Genomic DNA, 15,875 nt, shown 5'->3' on the forward strand with positions numbered 1-15,875 from the left:
ACCGGGTGAATACTGAGCGGCCGTGAAGGCATTTCTGCGGCTCGTGAAGATCGAGCACTCGGTGTTCGCGCTGCCATTCGCGTACCTGGCCGCCCTGACCGCGATGCGGATCCACCACGGCGGCCGGGTCGCCTGGAAGGAACTCGTCCTGGTCACGGTGGCGATGGTCGGGGCGCGGACCTTCGCGATGGCCGCCAACCGGATCATCGACCGGAAGATCGACGCACAGAATCCGCGTACCGCCGACCGGGAACTCGTCACCGGCGTGGTCTCCGTGCGCAGCGCGTGGACGGGCGCCCTAGTCGCTCTGGCGGTGTTCCTTGGCGCCGCTGCCCTGCTCAACCCGCTGTGCCTCTACCTGTCGCCGCTGGCCGTCATCCCGCTCGTCGTGTACCCGTACGCGAAGCGCTTCACCGACTTCCCGCAGGCCGTCCTCGGCATCGCGCAGATGGTCGGCCCCGCCGGCGGCTGGCTGGCCGTGACCGGCAGCTTCGACGGGTTCTGGCCTGCCTTCGTGCTCAGCCTGGCCGTCGGGCTGTGGATCGGCGGCTTCGACCTGATCTACGCCTCACAGGACGCCGAGGTGGACCGGCGGATCGGCGTGCGGTCGGTACCGGCGAGGTTCGGTGTCGCCGCGGCCCTGCACGCGTCCTCTGTGGTGCATGCGGTGAGCTTCGGGCTCTTCGTGTGGTTCGGTGTGCTGACCGGCTTCGGCTGGCTGTGGTGGATCGGGCTGGCCCTGGCTGCGGTGGCCTTCGTCTACCAGCACGCGATCGTCTCGCCTGCCGACCTGTCCCGGGCCAACCGGGCGTTTTTCACCGCGAATGGGTTCGTGGGGATCGCCCTGTTTGTCCTCGCGCTCGCCGACCTGGTGTTTCTCCAGGGTCTGCGCGTGTAATTCATTCATTGTCGGGTACCTGTCACACTGAGAGTTCGCCACTCCGGTACGGAGGCGCTATGTACAGGTACCCGAACGACCCGCTGGACATGTGGGTCGACGACGACGAAACCGAGCCCTTCGAGACCGCCGTCGAGGACGAGGGCTAGCTAGGACTCCAGGTGCTGCGGTCGCCCCTCCCACTTGGTGGACAGGGCGACCGTGGTCCTGGTACGCGAGATGCCCGGGATCCGGTTCAGCCGGGCGATGACCTGCTCCAGCTGTGCGATCGTGCCCACCCTCGCCTTGCAGAGGAACGACTCCTCGCCGGCCATGAAGTAGCAGGACTCCAGCTCCGGTACCTCGTTGAGCGAGGCGGTGATCGCGTCGATCTCGCCCTCGTTGGTGATGATCCCGATCAGTGCCGTCACGCCGAGCCCGATCGCCTCGGGATTGACGGAAGCCGAGTAGCCGAGCAGTACCCCGCCGGCTTCGAGCTTGCCGACCCGTTCGTGCACGGCAGGTGCTGACAGGCCGACCTGGCGGGCGAGTTCCGCGTACGACAGCCGGGCGTTCTCCCGGAGCAACTGGACGAGGCGACGATCAATGGCATCCACATCGCAGACGATAGCGGCAGCGGTGCACGGTACTCCAAAAACCGCCCAGATGGGCAATGTTTTGGTGTTTCCGGGATGGGACACAACGATGGTGCTCTAATGGTCAGTACGTCCATTGCGACGTAAGGGGGGGTTGTGGACACAGGCGATCGTCTATTGACACCGGGCGAGGTGGCAGCGCTGTTCCGCGTGGACCCGAAGACCGTCACCCGATGGGCGGCGGCGGGGCGGATCGGCAGCATCCGCACGCCCGGGGGACACCGGAGATTCCGGGAGTCCGAGGTGAAGGAGCTGCTGGGCAGCGAAGGCCTGGCTGAGGAACCAGCCCCGCCATCTGCTGCACCGCCGACGCAACACCGGCCGGCGCACCACTAGGTACCGGCAGCTCAGCCCGGCCGGCCCGACCGTGGCCGGCCGTCGGCGTCCTCAGGGCCTCGCGGCTCCGAGTTCGCCGGACCAGCGCTGGTAGAGCGTGTGCTGCACGCCGACGGCGTCGAGGACCTTGCCAGCGACGAAGTCGACGAGCTGGCCGAGGCTCTGGGCGCCGGAGTAGAAGCCCGGGCTGGCCGGCAGGACCACGGCACCCGAGTCGTGCAGGCGCAGCAGGTGCTCGAGGTGGCTGCGCGAGACGGGCGTCTCCCGGGGTACGACGACGACCGGGCGGCGTTCCTTCAGGTTCACGTCGGCGGCGCGCTGGAGCAGGTCCTTGGAGAGCCCGAGGGCGATGCCGGCGCAGGCCGCCGTGCTGGCCGGGACGACGAGCATGCCGTGCACCGGGTACGAACCGCTGCTCGGCCCCGCGGCCAGGTCACCGGCCGGCCAGAACCGGACATCGGCCGGCTCCCGGCCGAGCCACAGCCCGAGGTCGTGCTCCCAGTGCGCGTCACGGAACGAGATGCCGGTCTCGTCGAGGATGGTCAGCCGGGCGGCCCGGGAGATCACCAGGTCGACGGGCAGGCCGGCGTCCATCAGCGCGGTCAGCACCGACCGGGCGTACGGCGTGCCCGAGGCGCCAGACACCCCGACCACCCACGGCACACGCTGAGTCATGGGGCAACGCTACCGTGATCTTCGCGTGGGGCTCTGCCGGGCTCGGGTAGCGTCAGGATCATGGAACAGCTAGACCGGTGCTGCAACGAGACCCGCGACTGGGTGACCGAGGCGATCGGCAAGGTGGCCGCCGACGCCAACCGCTCAGCCGACACGCATCTCCTGCCCTTCCCGCTCCCCGTGGAGTGGGGCATCGACCTCTACCTCAAGGACGAGTCGGTGCACCCCACCGGCTCGCTGAAGCACCGTCTGGCCAGGTCCCTTTTCCTGTACGCGCTGTGCAACGGCTGGATCGGCGAGCACACCACGATCGTGGAGGCCTCCTCCGGCTCGACGGCGGTGTCCGAGGCGTACTTCGCCCGGATGCTCGGCCTGCCCTTCGTCGCCGTCATGCCGGCCAGCACCTCGCACGAGAAGATCGCGCTGATCGAGTTCAACGGCGGCAAGTGCCACCTGGTGGACGATCCGGCGAAGGTGGTCATCGAGGCCAAGTGGCTCGCCGAGGACCTCGGCGGGCACTTCATGGACCAGTTCACCTACGCCGAACGGGCCACCGACTGGCGCGGCAACAACAACATCGCCGAGTCGATCCACGATCAGCTCCGCCTCGAACGCCATCCCGAACCGGCCTGGATCGTGGTCGGAGCCGGCACGGGTGGCACGAGCGCGACGATCGGCCGGTACCTGCGCTACCACCGCTACTGCACCAAGCTGGCCGTGGTCGACCCCGAGAACTCCGCCTTCTACCAGGCGTGGAAGACGCTCGACTTCACCGCGCGGACCGGCAAGGGCTCGCGGATCGAGGGGATCGGGCGTCCGAGCGTCGAGCCCTCGTTCCTGCCGAGCGTCGTGGACCGGATGATCTCGGTACCGGACGCCGCCTCCCTGGCCGCCATGCGCAAGGCGAGCGAGCTGCTGGGCCGGCGCGTGGGCGGCTCGACGGGTACCAACCTGTGGGGCGCGTTCTCCCTGATCGGCGAGATGCGCGCGGCCGGGCAGACCGGGTCCGTCGTCACGCTGCTGTGCGACGGCGGGGAACGCTACGCCGAGACGTACTACTCCGACGAGTGGGTGGCCAGGCAGGGCATGGACCTGGCCCCGCACACCCGGACGGTCGAGTCCTTCCTCAGCACCGGCACCTGGACCGGCTGACGGTAAACGAAACGGCCGTCACCCCAAGCCAGGGGTGACGGCCGTTTCAGTTGCTACTAGGAGGACGGACGGTGCTCGCGACGCGGGCCGCTGCTGCGGAAACCGCCCGGCTGGCCGCCGTCCCGGTACGGACGGTGCCCGCCGTCACGCGGTGCGCTGTCCCGCGAGCCCCGGTACTCGGTGCGGGGCCGGTCGTCGCGCGGACGGTCGTCCCGCGCGCCCCGGTATCCGCCACGCGGGCCGCCGTCGCGGTAACCGCCCTCACGGCGGAAACCACCCCGGCGCGGGCCACGCTGCTGGCGCTGCTCACGCGGGTCGGGGACGGTGGTCGGCTCGTAGCTGGGCTTGCTGGCCCCGGTGATCTCGGTCAGCTGGGCGTCGCCGGGGCGGACCCGGGTCTCGGTCGGCTTGACGCCGGCCTTGTCCATCAGCTGGCTGATCGACCGGCGCTGCTTCGGCAGGCCGAGCGTGACGACCCGGCCGGACTCGCCGGCCCGTGCCGTACGGCCGGCGCGGTGCAGGTAGTCCTTCGGGTCGTGCGGCGGGTCGACGTGCACGACGAGCGAGACGTTGTCGACGTGGATGCCCCGGGCCGCCACGTCGGTGGCGACGAGGACGTTCACGACGCCGTCCTTGAACTGGGCCAGCGTGCGGGTCCGCAGGCCCTGCGGCTTGCCGCCGTGCAGGCCGACAGCCTTGACGCCGGCCTGGAGGAGCTGGTCGGTGACCCGGTCGACAGCCATCTGGGTACGCACGAAGAGGATCGTGCGGCCCTCGCGGTTGGCGATCTCGGCGACCACGGAGAACTTCTCCTGCGGCGGGACCAGCAGGACGTGGTGGTCCATCGTGTCGACGGTGGCCACCGGCGGCGCGATCGAGTGCGTGACCGGGTCGACCATGTACTTCTTCACGATCCTGTCCACGTCACCGTCAAGGGTGGCGGAGAACAGCAGCCGCTGGCCATGCTTCGGGGTCTGGTCGAGCAGGGCCATGACGTCGTCCTGGAAGCCCATGTCGCACATCTGGTCGGCCTCGTCGAGGACGGAGATCTCGACCTCTGACAGGTCGCAGACACCCCGCTCGCACAGGTCGGACAGGCGGCCGGGCGTGGCGACCAGGACCTCGGTGCCCCGGCGGAGCGCGTCGATCTGCCGGTCGTACTTCACACCGCCGACGGCGGTGCGGACCCGCAGGCGCAGCGAACGACCCAGCGGCTCGAGCGCGTCGGCGACCTGCATCGCCAGCTCGCGGGTCGGGACCATGATCAGGGACAGGGGCTTGTGCGGCGTCGCGGTACGGCCGGCCAGCCGGGCCAGCACGGGCAGGCCGAAGGCCAGCGTCTTGCCGGAACCGGTGGAGGCGCGGCCCAGCACGTCGTAGCCGGACAAAGCGTCGGGAATAGCGACATTCTGGATAGCGAACGGCGCTTCGATGCCACGGGCAGCGAGCGCGGAGATCAGACTTGCGGGCAGGCCAAGTTCAGCGAAGGACAACGGAAACCTTCCGGATAACGGGCGCGTCACCCAGGAGAGACCTCCGTGTCCGGCTTCCGTGTGAAGGAACCAGGACTGCGAGCCCCTGCGACGCCTGAAATATGCGCCGGCTGGCAGACGAGCCAGGGCATGCGGACACGCACGCCGTCGACATGATGAACCAAGTCTAGCCGAACGCCCGGATAACCCGCTCCGCCCCGTGACGCAGGTGACTGTGACCTCGGTGACCACGGGGCAGGATGGCGGGATGAGCACCCCCTCGAACCCTCTCGCCCAGCACACCCTCGCCGAGTTACGGCAGCGGCGGAGCATCAAGTGGCGCGGGTACCCCGACGACGTCCTCCCGCTCTGGGTCGCCGAGATGGACACCTCGCCGGCCGAGCCGATCAGGGAGGCGCTGGCCGGGGCGCTGGCGCGCGGCGACCTCGGGTACTCGACCCGGGCCGGGGTGCCGGAGGCGTTCGCCGCGTTCGCGGAGAAGCGGTACGGCTGGGCCGTCGACCCGGGGCAGGTCTGGCTCACGCCCAACGTGATGCTGGGCGTCGCCGAGGTCCTGCGGCACGTCACAGAGCCGGGCGACGGCGTGGTCATCAACCCGCCGGTGTACCCGCCGTTCTTCCACTACATCCCCGACAGTGGCCGGCGGATCGTCGAGTCGCCGCTGACCTGTGTGGACGGCTGCTGGCAGATCGACATCGAGCGGCTCGAACGGGACTTCGCGGCCGGAGCCAAGGCGTACCTGCTGTGCAATCCGCAGAACCCGACCGGCGTCGCGTACAGCAGGGAGACGCTGATGGCGATCGCGGAGCTGGCTGACCGGTACAACATCAGGGTTCTGGTGGACGAGATCCACGCGCCCCTGACCTACGCGGAGACCCGGCACATTCCCTTCCGGAGCCTCGACGTGCCGGCGGCGCGGCGGGCCGTGGTCTTCCACTCGGCCTCGAAGGCGTGGAACCTGGCCGGGCTGACGGCCGCCCTGATCGTCGGCGAGGACCTGCCGATCGCGGAGAACTTCACCGACGCTGTCGGCCACCTCGGCGTGTTCGCGACGGAGGCGGCCTTCCTGCACGGCCTGCCCTGGCTGGAGTCGCTCGTCGACGGCCTCGACGCCAACCGGAAACTGCTCGCCGAGCTGCTCCCTGAGACCATCGGCTACACGATGCCGTCGGCGACCTACCTGGCCTGGCTGGACTGCTCGCGGCTCGGCCTGGCCGACCCGGCGGCGGTCTTCCTCGAACGCGGCCGGGTGGCCTTCAGCGGCGGCGCGGCCTTCGGCTCCGGCAGCCATGTCCGGCTCAACCTCGCCACGTCGCCGGAGATCCTCACCGAGGGCGTCCGCCGGCTGCGGAACGCCCTGACCGCTGGCTAGCGGAACAGGCTGTCGATCAGGCTCGGCAGGAAGAAGAACGCTGCCACACCCAGGCCGATCATGACCGACAGGACCGCTGCCAGAACCACGATCACCTTGCGGTTACTCGCGTTCTCCGGCTCGCTGGTCTGCCCAGCCCGCATGATCTGGCCGGTCAGCGAGTTGGTCATCTCCAGCGGGTCGGAGACCGGGATCGAAGAGCCATAGACGGTACCGCGCTGCGGTGCGCCCGGCTGCGCAGGCACGTTCGACAACGGCACCGAGGCCCGGCCGTACACCGTCCCCCTGGCCGGGGGCTCGGCTGGCGGCTTGGCATCAGAACCCCAGGCCGGAGCCCCCGGAGCGGCCGGTGCCGACATCGGCTCGGCTGACACCCGGGTGGTCGGGATCGCGTACTGCGCAGCGACCCGCGTCGTCGGGATGACCGGAGCCGGAGCGGCCTCGGCCTCCTGCGCGGCCGGACCGGCCGGACCACGCCGAGGCGGAGCCTCATGCCCGCGGTCCCCGCTGAACGAAGCCCCGCCGGGCGACTCCGGCGGCCACTCCTGCCCTGCGGCCCCGAACGACGAAGGCGTCTGGAACTGCTGCTGAGGCTGCTGCCCGGGCGGCGGAGGTGGCGTCCCCTGCTGCTGGGCGAAGTCATGCCAGGCCGGAGCCTGCGCCGGTGCTTGCGACGGCATGGCGTTGGGCGCCGGCCACTGGTCCTGTGCTGGTGGTGCTGAGGCTGGTGGTGCGCTGGGTGGTGCCCAGTGCTGCTGGGGCATGCCCTGGGGCGGGGTACCGGGAGCTTGCTGCCACTGCTGTGCCGGGGCCCCGGAGACGGGTGCTGGCGGGGCGCTCTGCGGGGTTGGGGCCGGCCACTGGTCCTGGGGGACTGGGACGGCGCCGTGGGCTGGCCACTGGTTCTGAGGCGCCGGGGCGCCGCCGGGGGCTGGCCACTGGTCCTGTGCTGGTGGTGCTGAGGCTGGTGGGGCGCTGGGTGGTGCCCAGTGCTGCTGGGGCATGCCCTGCGGCGGAGTTCCGGGAGCCTGCTGCCACTGCTGTGCCGGGGCTCCGGAAACGGGTGCAGGCGGGGCGCTGTTCGGCGCGGGCCACTGCTGCTGCGGCTGGGCGGCGGGCATGCCCTGCGGCGGAGTACCCGGGGCTGGCCACTGGTCGGCGGCCGGGGAGGTAGCCGGTTGCGCCCACTGCTGCTGGGGCATGCCCTGCGGCGGGGTACCGGGAGCCTGCTGCCACTGCTGCGCCGGGGCTCCGGAGTCGGGTGCAGGCTGGCCCTGCCAGTGGTCGGCGGGCGGCTGGGGCATCGGAGCTGGCGGCGGTGCGTACGCGGGCGGCGCGGACTGGACAGGCGGAGCCGAGTACACGGGCGGGGCCGAGATCGGGTCGGGTGCTGGCACGGCGGGCTGCTGCTCGGCTGCCCGGTACACCCGGGGCTGCGCGGCGATCGCCACAGCCAGTGCTTCCTCGGCCGAAACGGCGGCACCGGCAACGCGAGCCGAACCGCGAGCTGGGCTGGCGGTGGCTGGTACGGCGGGCTGTTCAGCCTCGGAAGGCATCGCGGCGGCGGGCGTCTCCGTACCCCACGGCTGAGCATCAGCAGCCGGGGCCGGGAGTCCACTGGGGACGGCTTGCTCGGCCTCGGCGGGGCTCGAACCATTCCACTGGCCGGCTGGTTCCGGATCGAGCGCCGACGGCTGCGACGGCCACTGCTCGGCGGCGGACTCGGATGCCGGAGCTTGCTGTGCGGCCGGCTCGGCCGGAGACCACGGCTCGGGCTGCGCGGTCTCCCACTGGCCGGACGACTGGGCGTGCGCCGACCCGGAAGCGGGCGGCCACTGGCTGTCGTCCTGCGTCACCACGGCAGGAGCGGGCTCCGGCTCCGCGAGGGCCTGCGGGGCATCAAGCTGCACCGGAGCACTGGCGAGCTGTGCGGGATCCGCGACAGCCGGAGGCTCGCCCGGCGGGTTGTGCAGCGGCCAGTCGGGCGGAGCCGGCAGGTTCTGCTCGGGCTGCTCGGACCCGGCGGGGTCATCCAGCGGCGAGCCGACCGAAGCAGGCTCCCAAGCGGGCGCGGCCGGAGGCGCGTCATCGAGCGGCGTGCTCACCGCGGCAGGCTCCCAGGCAGGCGCGGCCGGAGGCGCGTCATCGAGCGGAGTACTTGCTGCGGCAGGCTCCCAGGCGGGTGCGGCCGGAGGCACGTCGTCGAGCGGCATGGCGGCGCTGGCCGGGATCGGCTCACGCACAGGCAGCGGGCGAACGGGTGCAGCCGGGGCCGGATCATCCAGGGCGCTGACGGGTGCGGCGGGCTCCCACGGCTGGCTGGGCTGGTCGTCCACAGGGGACGCCGGCTCGGAGCCGGTCTCGGCTGTGCTCGGGCTCCACTTGGCGGCGAACGCTGCCCACGGTGTATCGGCCTGGGGCTGGTCGGCTGCGGGCTCCGGCTCTGGCGCTGGGTCCAAGATGGACGACGCGGCAGGCTCCCACGAGGCGGCCGGGGGCGCTTCTGGTACCGGAGGGGCGGAAACGGGCTGCTGCTCCAGCACCGGGGCGGGCTCGGGTGAGAACGCGACCGGCTCCGGCAGGGGATCGGCAGGCTGGAGGGGCGGGACCTCGCCGGAACGGTACACAGTGGGCTGTCCCGGGACCGACGACATCGCGCCGTCGTGGATGATCGCGCCCGGCACCGTCGCCCGGCCCACGGCAGGCGCCGAATCCGGCACCTCGGCAGGCGAATGCGGAACGAACCGGTCGGCCGAGACGGACGTCAACGGCTTCGGCTCCGGTACCTCGGTGGCGACCGGCGGCTGATCGTCCCACCCGGCAGCCGGGCTCGCAGCAGGACTGGCCGAGGACCACGGCGACTCGTCGGCCGGGGGGAAACCAGCGCCGGAGACCGGGACCGGGGCCAGGTCTGCCGGGGGCGCCCACGGATCCCCGGCTGGGGCCGCGACGGCAGCCGGAGCAGGCTCGGGCTCGGCGGCGGGCGGGGTCGTGCTCGCAGCGGGGGCCGGATCCGGGTCGAAGCCCCAGATCGCATCGCCGTCGGCCGGGAGGTCGGGCAGCTCGTACGCCTCCGGCAGGTCGTCCTCGACCACGTCCGGGATCACCGTGCCGACCGGCGGCAGGTCCTCCATCGGCGGCAGGCCCGAGTCGCTGGCGGCCGAGCTGTCGACCTGCGGCCTGGCCAGCCCGGCGGCCGGCTGCTCGTCCTCCGAAGTGGACGGTGGTGGGGCGAAGCCCGGGTCGGGGCTGGCCGGCAACGGGGGGAACTGGTCGTCCACCGGGTCAGAACCAGCGGCCGGCGGCGGGAACTCGCCGGGGATGACGGCCATCGGGGAGGAGAAGGACTCCGCAGGTACAGAGGAGAAGTCACCTGACCCCGCAGGAACCGGCGGAAAATCCTCAGGCCGGGAGTGCGCAGACGCGGCGAACTCACCAGGCGCAGCCGGCCCGGCAGCGGAGAACTCACCCGGAACAGCCGAACTCGGAGCTGAGAAGTCCCCAGGGACAGCGGAGCTAGGAGCTGAGTACTCACCCGGAACAGTCGAACTTGGCGAAGAGAAGTCGCCCGGGGCAGCCGAACTCGGCGCCGAGAAGTCACCAGGGACAGCCGAACTCGGGGCGGAGTACTCACCCGGCACGTTCGAGTTGGGGGCCGAGTAGGAGCCGGGGGCGACGTGGCCCGGGGCCGAGAACTCGCCCGGGGCAGCGGAACCCGGGGCCGGGAACTCGCCGGGGACGACGGAGCCCGGGGCGGAGAATCCCTGTCCCGGGAACGAGTCCGGGGCTGGTGCGTAGGCCGGCGGGGGCGCGTAGTGGCCCGGGGCGCCGTCCACAGGGGACGTATGGCCGGGAGGCGGCGGGTAGTGGCCAGCCGGGTCTGGCCCACCGCGGAGCGGAGGCCAGGTCGGCGGGTTGCCCCGGCCGACCGGGCTGGCGCAGCGCGGGCAGGCGGTAGCTTCAGCCGAGATGACGGCTCCGCAGGCCAAGCACCGTTCGTCGTTCACTTCGAGCCCTCCCCGCAGCCGAGCGCTCGCCCATTCTGACACGGATCGACAATGCTCTTCGACGTTGTATCAGCGGCGATGTGACATGGCTGTGAATAACTACCCGGCGCTGGGTGAAACAGGCGCCGGGGCTGGCGTCGCAGACGGTACAGCAGGCGATCCACTCGGGGACGGGGCTGGGCTCGGCGAGGCCGGCCCGGAGGGCGACGGACTCGGCGAAGGCGACGGGGACGGGCTGGGCGACGGCGAGGGAGACGGGCTCGGGGAGGGGCTCGGGCTCGGCGACGGCGAGGGAGAAGGGCTGGGCGAAGGCGACGGGGAAGGCGAGGGGGACGGCGTCGGCGTCGGTACCGGGGTGGTCGGCGTGGGAGTGGGCTTCGGGGCCGGCGCCGGGTTGTGGTTCACGGCCGGGAGGACGCGGGTGATCGCGTACACGCTCGACGGGGAGAACTTCGACAGCCGGACGGTCGCGCCGGAGTACGGAGCCTCGATGATCCAGCCGTCGCCGACGTACATCACCACGTGGTGGATGAGGGCCGGGTCGACGGAGTTGTTGTAGAAGACCAGGTCGCCGGGCAGCGCGTTGCGCGTCGTGACCGGGCTGGTCTCCCGGTACTGGGTGGCGGCGAAGTGGGTCAGCACCGGGCCGCCGACCTCGCGGTACGCGTCGAGCACGAGACCGGAGCAGTCGTAGGTGTCCGGGCCCTGCGAGCCGAGCACGTACGGCTTGCCGAGCTGCTGGAGCGCGAAGTTCACCGCGGCCTTCGCCTTCGGGTTGGCCTCCAGCCCGTCGGTGTTGACGCCGGTGCGGGACAGGATCTCGATGGCCTGGTCGCGGAGCAGCTGGGCCTCGGTGCTGACCTGCTTCTTGGCCTCCTGCTCGGCCTTCCACTGCCTGTCCAGCTCGGCGAGCGTCGCGCTGTGCTCGTCGTACTGCTTCTTGAGCTCGGTGACGCGGGTGCGGGCCTGCTGGTCGGCCGACGCCGCCTCGGTCTTCGCTGTGCTGGTCTCGGTCGCCTTGCGCTGGGCCGCCTGGTACTCGCGGGCGGTGTTCGTGGCCCTGCTCTCGTGCTGCGGGCTGCCGCCGACGCCGGGGGCGAGCTTGCTCAGGTCGCGCAGGTCGCCGCTCAGCGGGCCGAAGGGCTGGTAGACCGTCGAGTCCTTGTACGTGTTGGCCGCGGCCTCCGAGGCCTGCTTCTCCAGCGTCTCCAGCTCGGCGGTCGCGGTGCGGTGGTCCTCGGTGGCGCTGATCAGGGTCGCGCCGGTGGTCTCCGCGTGGGCCTGGGCCTGGAGGAGCTGCTGGCCGAGGAGCTGCACGGTCGCGGTCTCCGCGTCGAGCCGGCTCTTGAGGTCCGAGGTGGCTGTCGTGGTGCCCGCTGCCACGCCGGGCGGGCGGGCGCCGGAGTCCGGAACGGAAAGTCCTGGCTCGGCTGCGGAGGGTGAACTAAATGCTAAGACCCCGAGAAGGGCGCAGGCCAGAAGATAGGCCGCTTTCCGGAGTCGCATGTGTCCCCCTGCATTTCCAGCACTGCCGACCTGAACACCTTACGGAAGGCGTACGTGCGGCACCAGACCCCGCAATCGGGCGGAAACAGCACCAGCCAGGGCGGAAGAGGCGGGGTACTGCGGAGAAGTCCACGAAGGTGCCACGCGGAGTTCACGGGACGGCCGCCCAACCCTGCGCGAACGGGCAACACCGGCAAAGCCCCGAGGCACCGGCCGATCCGCCCCGACGTACCCTCGGGGAATGGACGCCGGACTCAAGCGTGAACTGGAAGCCAAGGTCTATGCGGGGGAGCGCCTGTCCCGCGCCGACGGTGAGGCGCTGTACGCCTGCGACGACCTGGCCTGGCTGGGCCGTCTCGCGCACCACAGGCGGACGGAGCTCAACGGCGAGGACGTGATGTTCAATGTGAACCGTCACCTCAACCTGACGAACGTCTGCTCGGCGTCCTGCGCGTACTGCTCGTTCCAGCGCAAGCCTGGCGAGAAGGACGCGTACACGATGCGGGTCGAGGAAGCCGTCCGTCTCGCGAAGGAGATGGAGAACGAACAGCTCACCGAGCTGCACATCGTCAACGGCCTGCACCCGACGCTGCCGTGGAAGTACTACCCGCGGGTCCTGCGCGAGCTGAAGGCCGCGCTGCCCGGCGTGAAGCTCAAGGCCTTCACCGCGACCGAGGTGCAGTGGTTCGAGAAGATCTCCGGCCTGCCTGCCACCGAGATCCTGGACGAGCTGATGGACGCCGGCCTGGAGTCGCTGACCGGCGGTGGCGCCGAGATCTTCGACTGGGAGGTCCGCCAGCACATCGTCGACCACGACTGCCACTGGGAGGACTGGTCGCGGATCCACCGCCTCGCGCACGAGAAGGGCCTGAAGACCCCGGCGACCATGCTCTACGGGCACATCGAGGAGCCCAGGCACCGGGTCGACCACGTGATGCGGCTGCGTGAGCTGCAGGACGAGACCGGCGGCTTCGTCGTCTTCATCCCGCTGCGCTACCAGCACGACTTCGTGGACTCGAAGGACGGCATCATCCGCAACAAGCTCCAGGCCCGGACGACGATGGCCAGCCCGGCCGAGTCGCTGAAGACGTTCGCCGTGTCCCGGCTGATGTTCGACAACGTCCCGCACGTGAAGAACTTCTGGGTCATGCACGGGGTGTCGCTGGCCCAGCTCAGCCTCAACTACGGCGTGGACGACCTGGACGGCTCGGTGGTCGAGTACAAGATCACGCATGACGCCGACGACTACGGCACGCCGAACAAGATGAACCGCGAGGACCTGATGGAACTCATCAGGGACGCCGGGTTCCGCCCGGTGGAGCGCAACACCCGCTACGAGGTGGTCAGGACCTTCGACAAGGGCCCCAGCCTCGCCGAGCGCCGCTCCGAGCCCCAGCAGGTCTGGGCGTAAGCGAGATCGTGGGACCCCTCATGCTGCTATAGCAGCATGAGGGGTCCCACGACCAGCTAGAGCAACGCTGCTGCGACGAGTGCGAGCAGCGGAGGGACCGCCTGGATCAGCCCGGCGCGGACCAGCCGCTGCTCGCTCGCGATCAGCACGGTTCCGGCGCCGACCATGCACACGCAGGTGAAGATCACGAGTGCCTGGCCTGCCTGCTGGAGGCCGGTCTGGAGCAGCCCGACGCCGGTCAGGCAGCCGCCGGCGAACATCAGGTGGTAGAAGCCCTGGTTGAAGGCGAAGGGCCTGGCCACGTCGACCTCGCGGCTGGAGTAGAGCACCCATTCGTGGTAGACGCGCGGCCGGTCGAACCACAGGCTCTCGAACACGAAGAACGCCAGGTGGATCAGCGCGGCGATCACAGCAAGTGTCTGGCTGACTACTGACATTTCGTCATTATGCGCCGGTTTTCTGCCCCGCGTTCTGAGATGGGCACGCGGCCTGCGATGCCAGCCAGGCCTCGTGCTGCCCGGCGGCCTTGCCGTACAGCAGATCAAGATCAAGATCTTCATCTGGTACCCCGAGCGTCGCCATCGCCGCGCGGAAGTCACCGGCGGACTCCAGGACGGAGGACCGCTCGCTCGACGCCTCCCGGGTCAGCAGCGTGAGCCCGCGCAGGATGAGCGCCCGGTCGGCCAGCCGCCGCTGCACGATCAGGGTCTGCGCGAAGCCGGAGTCGCCCGTCCACTGGTGGACGTGGTGCGGGGCGAAGTCCGCCAGCCGCATCGGCGCCGGGTCGAGGTAGAAGCTGGGGACCGTGGCCGGGTTCAGCCCGACGGACCAGTACGGGCCGGACCGCTCCAGTGTGTACGTGAAGCCGTCCTGTTCGTAGCGGCCCTCACGGAACGGGACCGGCGAGAAGAAACCGTCGCCGTACCCGACGTCGGCCAGCCAGTCCTGCCCGTCCTCGCGGACGACGAGCGCGGCGTGCTGGCCCCAGAACCGGCGCGGGCCCTGTTCGAGGCTGAGCGTGGCCCGCAGGTACGTGACCTCGAAGCCCAGCGTTTCGAGGAGGGCGCCGAAGAGGCCGTTGAGCTCGTAGCAGTACCCGCCGCGCCCGCGCGTCACGATCTTGTCGAACAGTGCCGGGGCGGTCAGCGGGACGATCGGGCGGCCGAGCTGGATGTCGAGGTCCTCGTACGGGACGGCCGACAGGTGTGACCGGTGCAGGGCGGCCAGGGTCAGGGGTCCGCTGTGGCCGATCCGGCGCAGGTATGCGGCGACGTCGATCATCGGGCAAGGCTAACGGCTGGGCCGGGCTGCGGGGTGCCCTCGGACCTCCGGGGTGGGGGCGGGCGGGGCTGTACGGGTGCCGGGTGGGGCGGGTGCGGGTAACAGGGAATGATTTTGATCTTTGGTTGTGTGGGTTAGGTTGGCCACCGTGACTGTGCGGAAGGCGCTGGGGGCGCTGGCCTGGGCCGGTGTCGCGGTGATGGGCGCGTTCACGCTGGTCAGGCTGTTCGGCTGGGAGGCCGGCTGGCCGTTGCGGCCGCTGATGGCCTACACGCCGTACATCGCGCTGGGTGTGCTGGCGCCGCTGGCCCTCGCGCTCGCGCTGCGCAACTGGCGGGCGACGGCGGCGGCGCTGGTGGTGGCGGCGACCCTCGCCGTGCTGGTCGTGCCGCGCTGGCTGCCGGGCGGCGGCGGTGAGGCTGCCGGGCCGCGGCTCACCATCCTCAGCATGAACCTGCTCGCCGGGAGCGCCGACCTGGACACGGTCGCCGAGCTGGCGAAACGCGCCGACGTGCTGAGCGTGCAGGAACTCACCCCGCAGGCGGACGCCGTGATCGCCCCGCTCTTCCCCTACCGGGTCGCCCTGCCGGAGGAGCAGGTCAGCGGGACGGGCCTCTACGCCAAACACCCGCTGACCAGGCTGCCTGCCCTGGAACCGCCCGGTACGAGCTTCCGGATGCCCGCCGCGCGGCTCGACGTGCCAGGCGCGCCGCCTGTCGAGCTGCTCGCCGTGCACCCGATCGCCCCGATGCCGGACTACTTCGCGACGTGGGTCGCCGAGCTGGAGAAGCTCCCGGCCGCGACGCCGGACGGTGGCATCAGGATCCTCGCTGGCGACTTCAACGCCACCCTCGACCACGCCCTGCTGCGGGACCTGCTCGGCACCGGCTACCGCGACGCGGCGGCGGCCATCGGCCGGGGCTACGCCTGGACCTGGCCGAACCAGCCGGAGAAGCGGGGCGGCGTGCCGCTGCCGCCCGTGACCATCGACCACGTGCTCATCGACGAGCGCGTGGCCGTCGAGGCCATCGACGTGCTGGAACTCCCGGGCAGTGATCACCGGCCGGTGCTGGCCGGCCTCCGGCTGCCCCGCCGGGCCTGAGTACCCT

General features: G+C 71.0%; 13 protein-coding genes. 6 read left to right on the forward strand and 7 right to left on the reverse strand.

From position 1 onward, the window contains the following. Window positions 1–22 precede the first annotated feature (22 nt). The gene (mqnP, locus tag A3G1_RS0101365; protein ID WP_018347662.1) at window positions 23–898 is read left to right on the forward strand and encodes a menaquinone biosynthesis prenyltransferase MqnP; all 876 of its coding nucleotides are present in this window, start codon (window positions 23–25) and stop codon (window positions 896–898) included. A 149-nt stretch (window positions 899–1,047) separates the two neighbouring features. Here the strand turns inward: mqnP and A3G1_RS0101375 are convergent, their stop codons facing one another. Continuing rightward, the gene (locus A3G1_RS0101375; RefSeq protein ID WP_026211699.1) at window positions 1,048–1,494 is read right to left on the reverse strand and encodes an Lrp/AsnC family transcriptional regulator; all 447 of its coding nucleotides are present in this window, start codon (window positions 1,492–1,494) and stop codon (window positions 1,048–1,050) included. 135 nt (window positions 1,495–1,629) lie between these two features. Between A3G1_RS0101375 and A3G1_RS39340 the strand changes: the two genes are divergently transcribed. After that, window positions 1,630–1,869 (forward strand): BldC family transcriptional regulator, encoded by a 240-nt coding sequence (locus A3G1_RS39340; protein WP_026211700.1) that lies wholly within the window; start codon window positions 1,630–1,632, stop codon window positions 1,867–1,869. A gap of 51 nt (window positions 1,870–1,920) precedes the next feature. Here A3G1_RS39340 and A3G1_RS0101385 read toward each other — a convergent pair whose 3' ends face one another. After that, window positions 1,921–2,544: a UbiX family flavin prenyltransferase gene (locus tag A3G1_RS0101385; protein WP_040477282.1), complete on the reverse strand. Its 624-nt coding sequence runs from the start codon at window positions 2,542–2,544 to the stop codon at window positions 1,921–1,923. A 60-nt stretch (window positions 2,545–2,604) separates the two neighbouring features. On the opposite strand from A3G1_RS0101385, the gene cds1 reads away from it, so the two are divergent. Next, window positions 2,605–3,696 (forward strand): L-cysteine desulfhydrase Cds1, encoded by a 1,092-nt coding sequence (gene cds1 / locus A3G1_RS0101390; protein ID WP_018347666.1) that lies wholly within the window; start codon window positions 2,605–2,607, stop codon window positions 3,694–3,696. A 56-nt stretch (window positions 3,697–3,752) separates the two neighbouring features. Here cds1 and A3G1_RS0101395 read toward each other — a convergent pair whose 3' ends face one another. Further along, window positions 3,753–5,189: a DEAD/DEAH box helicase gene (locus tag A3G1_RS0101395; protein WP_342664482.1), complete on the reverse strand. Its 1,437-nt coding sequence runs from the start codon at window positions 5,187–5,189 to the stop codon at window positions 3,753–3,755. 247 nt (window positions 5,190–5,436) lie between these two features. Between A3G1_RS0101395 and A3G1_RS0101400 the strand changes: the two genes are divergently transcribed. Next, on the forward strand, window positions 5,437–6,561 hold the full coding sequence (locus A3G1_RS0101400) for a MalY/PatB family protein (RefSeq protein ID WP_018347668.1): 1,125 nt from the start codon (window positions 5,437–5,439) through the stop codon (window positions 6,559–6,561). Here A3G1_RS0101400 and A3G1_RS0101405 read toward each other — a convergent pair. After that, a complete protein-coding gene (locus A3G1_RS0101405; RefSeq protein WP_018347669.1) occupies window positions 6,558–9,893 on the reverse strand; it encodes a hypothetical protein in 3,336 nt (1,111 codons plus the stop codon). The two genes, A3G1_RS0101400 and A3G1_RS0101405, sit on opposite strands and share 4 nt — an antisense overlap. A gap of 774 nt (window positions 9,894–10,667) precedes the next feature. Further along, window positions 10,668–11,951, reverse strand: a complete 1,284-nt coding sequence (locus A3G1_RS0101410) for a C40 family peptidase (RefSeq protein WP_018347670.1) — start codon at window positions 11,949–11,951, stop codon at window positions 10,668–10,670. A gap of 364 nt (window positions 11,952–12,315) precedes the next feature. Here A3G1_RS0101410 and mqnE point away from each other — a divergent pair, with 364 nt between their 5' ends. Beyond that, window positions 12,316–13,485, forward strand: coding sequence for an aminofutalosine synthase MqnE (mqnE, locus tag A3G1_RS0101415; RefSeq protein ID WP_018347671.1), 1,170 nt, complete (start codon window positions 12,316–12,318; stop codon window positions 13,483–13,485). Between the two features lie 56 nt (window positions 13,486–13,541). On the opposite strand, the gene A3G1_RS0101420 is transcribed toward mqnE, so the two are convergent. Together A3G1_RS0101420 and A3G1_RS37980 are read right to left on the reverse strand one after the other, a co-directional pair. Further along, window positions 13,542–13,922 (reverse strand): DUF1304 family protein, encoded by a 381-nt coding sequence (locus tag A3G1_RS0101420; RefSeq protein ID WP_026211702.1) that lies wholly within the window; start codon window positions 13,920–13,922, stop codon window positions 13,542–13,544. A gap of 7 nt (window positions 13,923–13,929) precedes the next feature. After that, window positions 13,930–14,766: an arylamine N-acetyltransferase family protein gene (locus A3G1_RS37980; protein WP_018347673.1), complete on the reverse strand. Its 837-nt coding sequence runs from the start codon at window positions 14,764–14,766 to the stop codon at window positions 13,930–13,932. Between the two features lie 148 nt (window positions 14,767–14,914). On the opposite strand from A3G1_RS37980, the gene A3G1_RS0101430 reads away from it, so the two are divergent. Then, window positions 14,915–15,868 carry an endonuclease/exonuclease/phosphatase family protein gene (locus A3G1_RS0101430; protein WP_026211703.1) on the forward strand — a complete coding sequence of 318 codons (954 nt, stop codon included), beginning with the start codon at window positions 14,915–14,917 and terminating at the stop codon, window positions 15,866–15,868. Window positions 15,869–15,875 lie beyond the last annotated feature (7 nt).

Origin of the sequence: Longispora albida DSM 44784, assembly GCF_000379825.1 — a bacterium.
Lineage (GTDB): Bacteria > Actinomycetota > Actinomycetes > Mycobacteriales > Micromonosporaceae > Longispora > Longispora albida.

What these genes read in the sequence shown, in the direction of transcription:
- A3G1_RS37980 (WP_018347673.1), bottom strand. Translation starts at nt 14,766, where the DNA reads ATGATCGACGTCGCCGCATACCTGCGCCGGATCGGCCACAGCGGACCC.
- A3G1_RS0101420 (WP_026211702.1), bottom strand. Translation starts at nt 13,922, where the DNA reads ATGTCAGTAGTCAGCCAGACACTTGCTGTGATCGCCGCGCTGATCCAC.
- A3G1_RS0101385 (WP_040477282.1), bottom strand. Translation starts at nt 2,544, where the DNA reads ATGACTCAGCGTGTGCCGTGGGTGGTCGGGGTGTCTGGCGCCTCGGGC.
- A3G1_RS0101405 (WP_018347669.1), bottom strand. Translation starts at nt 9,893, where the DNA reads ATGGCCGTCATCCCCGGCGAGTTCCCGCCGCCGGCCGCTGGTTCTGAC.
- cds1 (WP_018347666.1), top strand. Translation starts at nt 2,605, where the DNA reads ATGGAACAGCTAGACCGGTGCTGCAACGAGACCCGCGACTGGGTGACC.
- A3G1_RS0101400 (WP_018347668.1), top strand. Translation starts at nt 5,437, where the DNA reads ATGAGCACCCCCTCGAACCCTCTCGCCCAGCACACCCTCGCCGAGTTA.
- mqnE (WP_018347671.1), top strand. Translation starts at nt 12,316, where the DNA reads ATGGACGCCGGACTCAAGCGTGAACTGGAAGCCAAGGTCTATGCGGGG.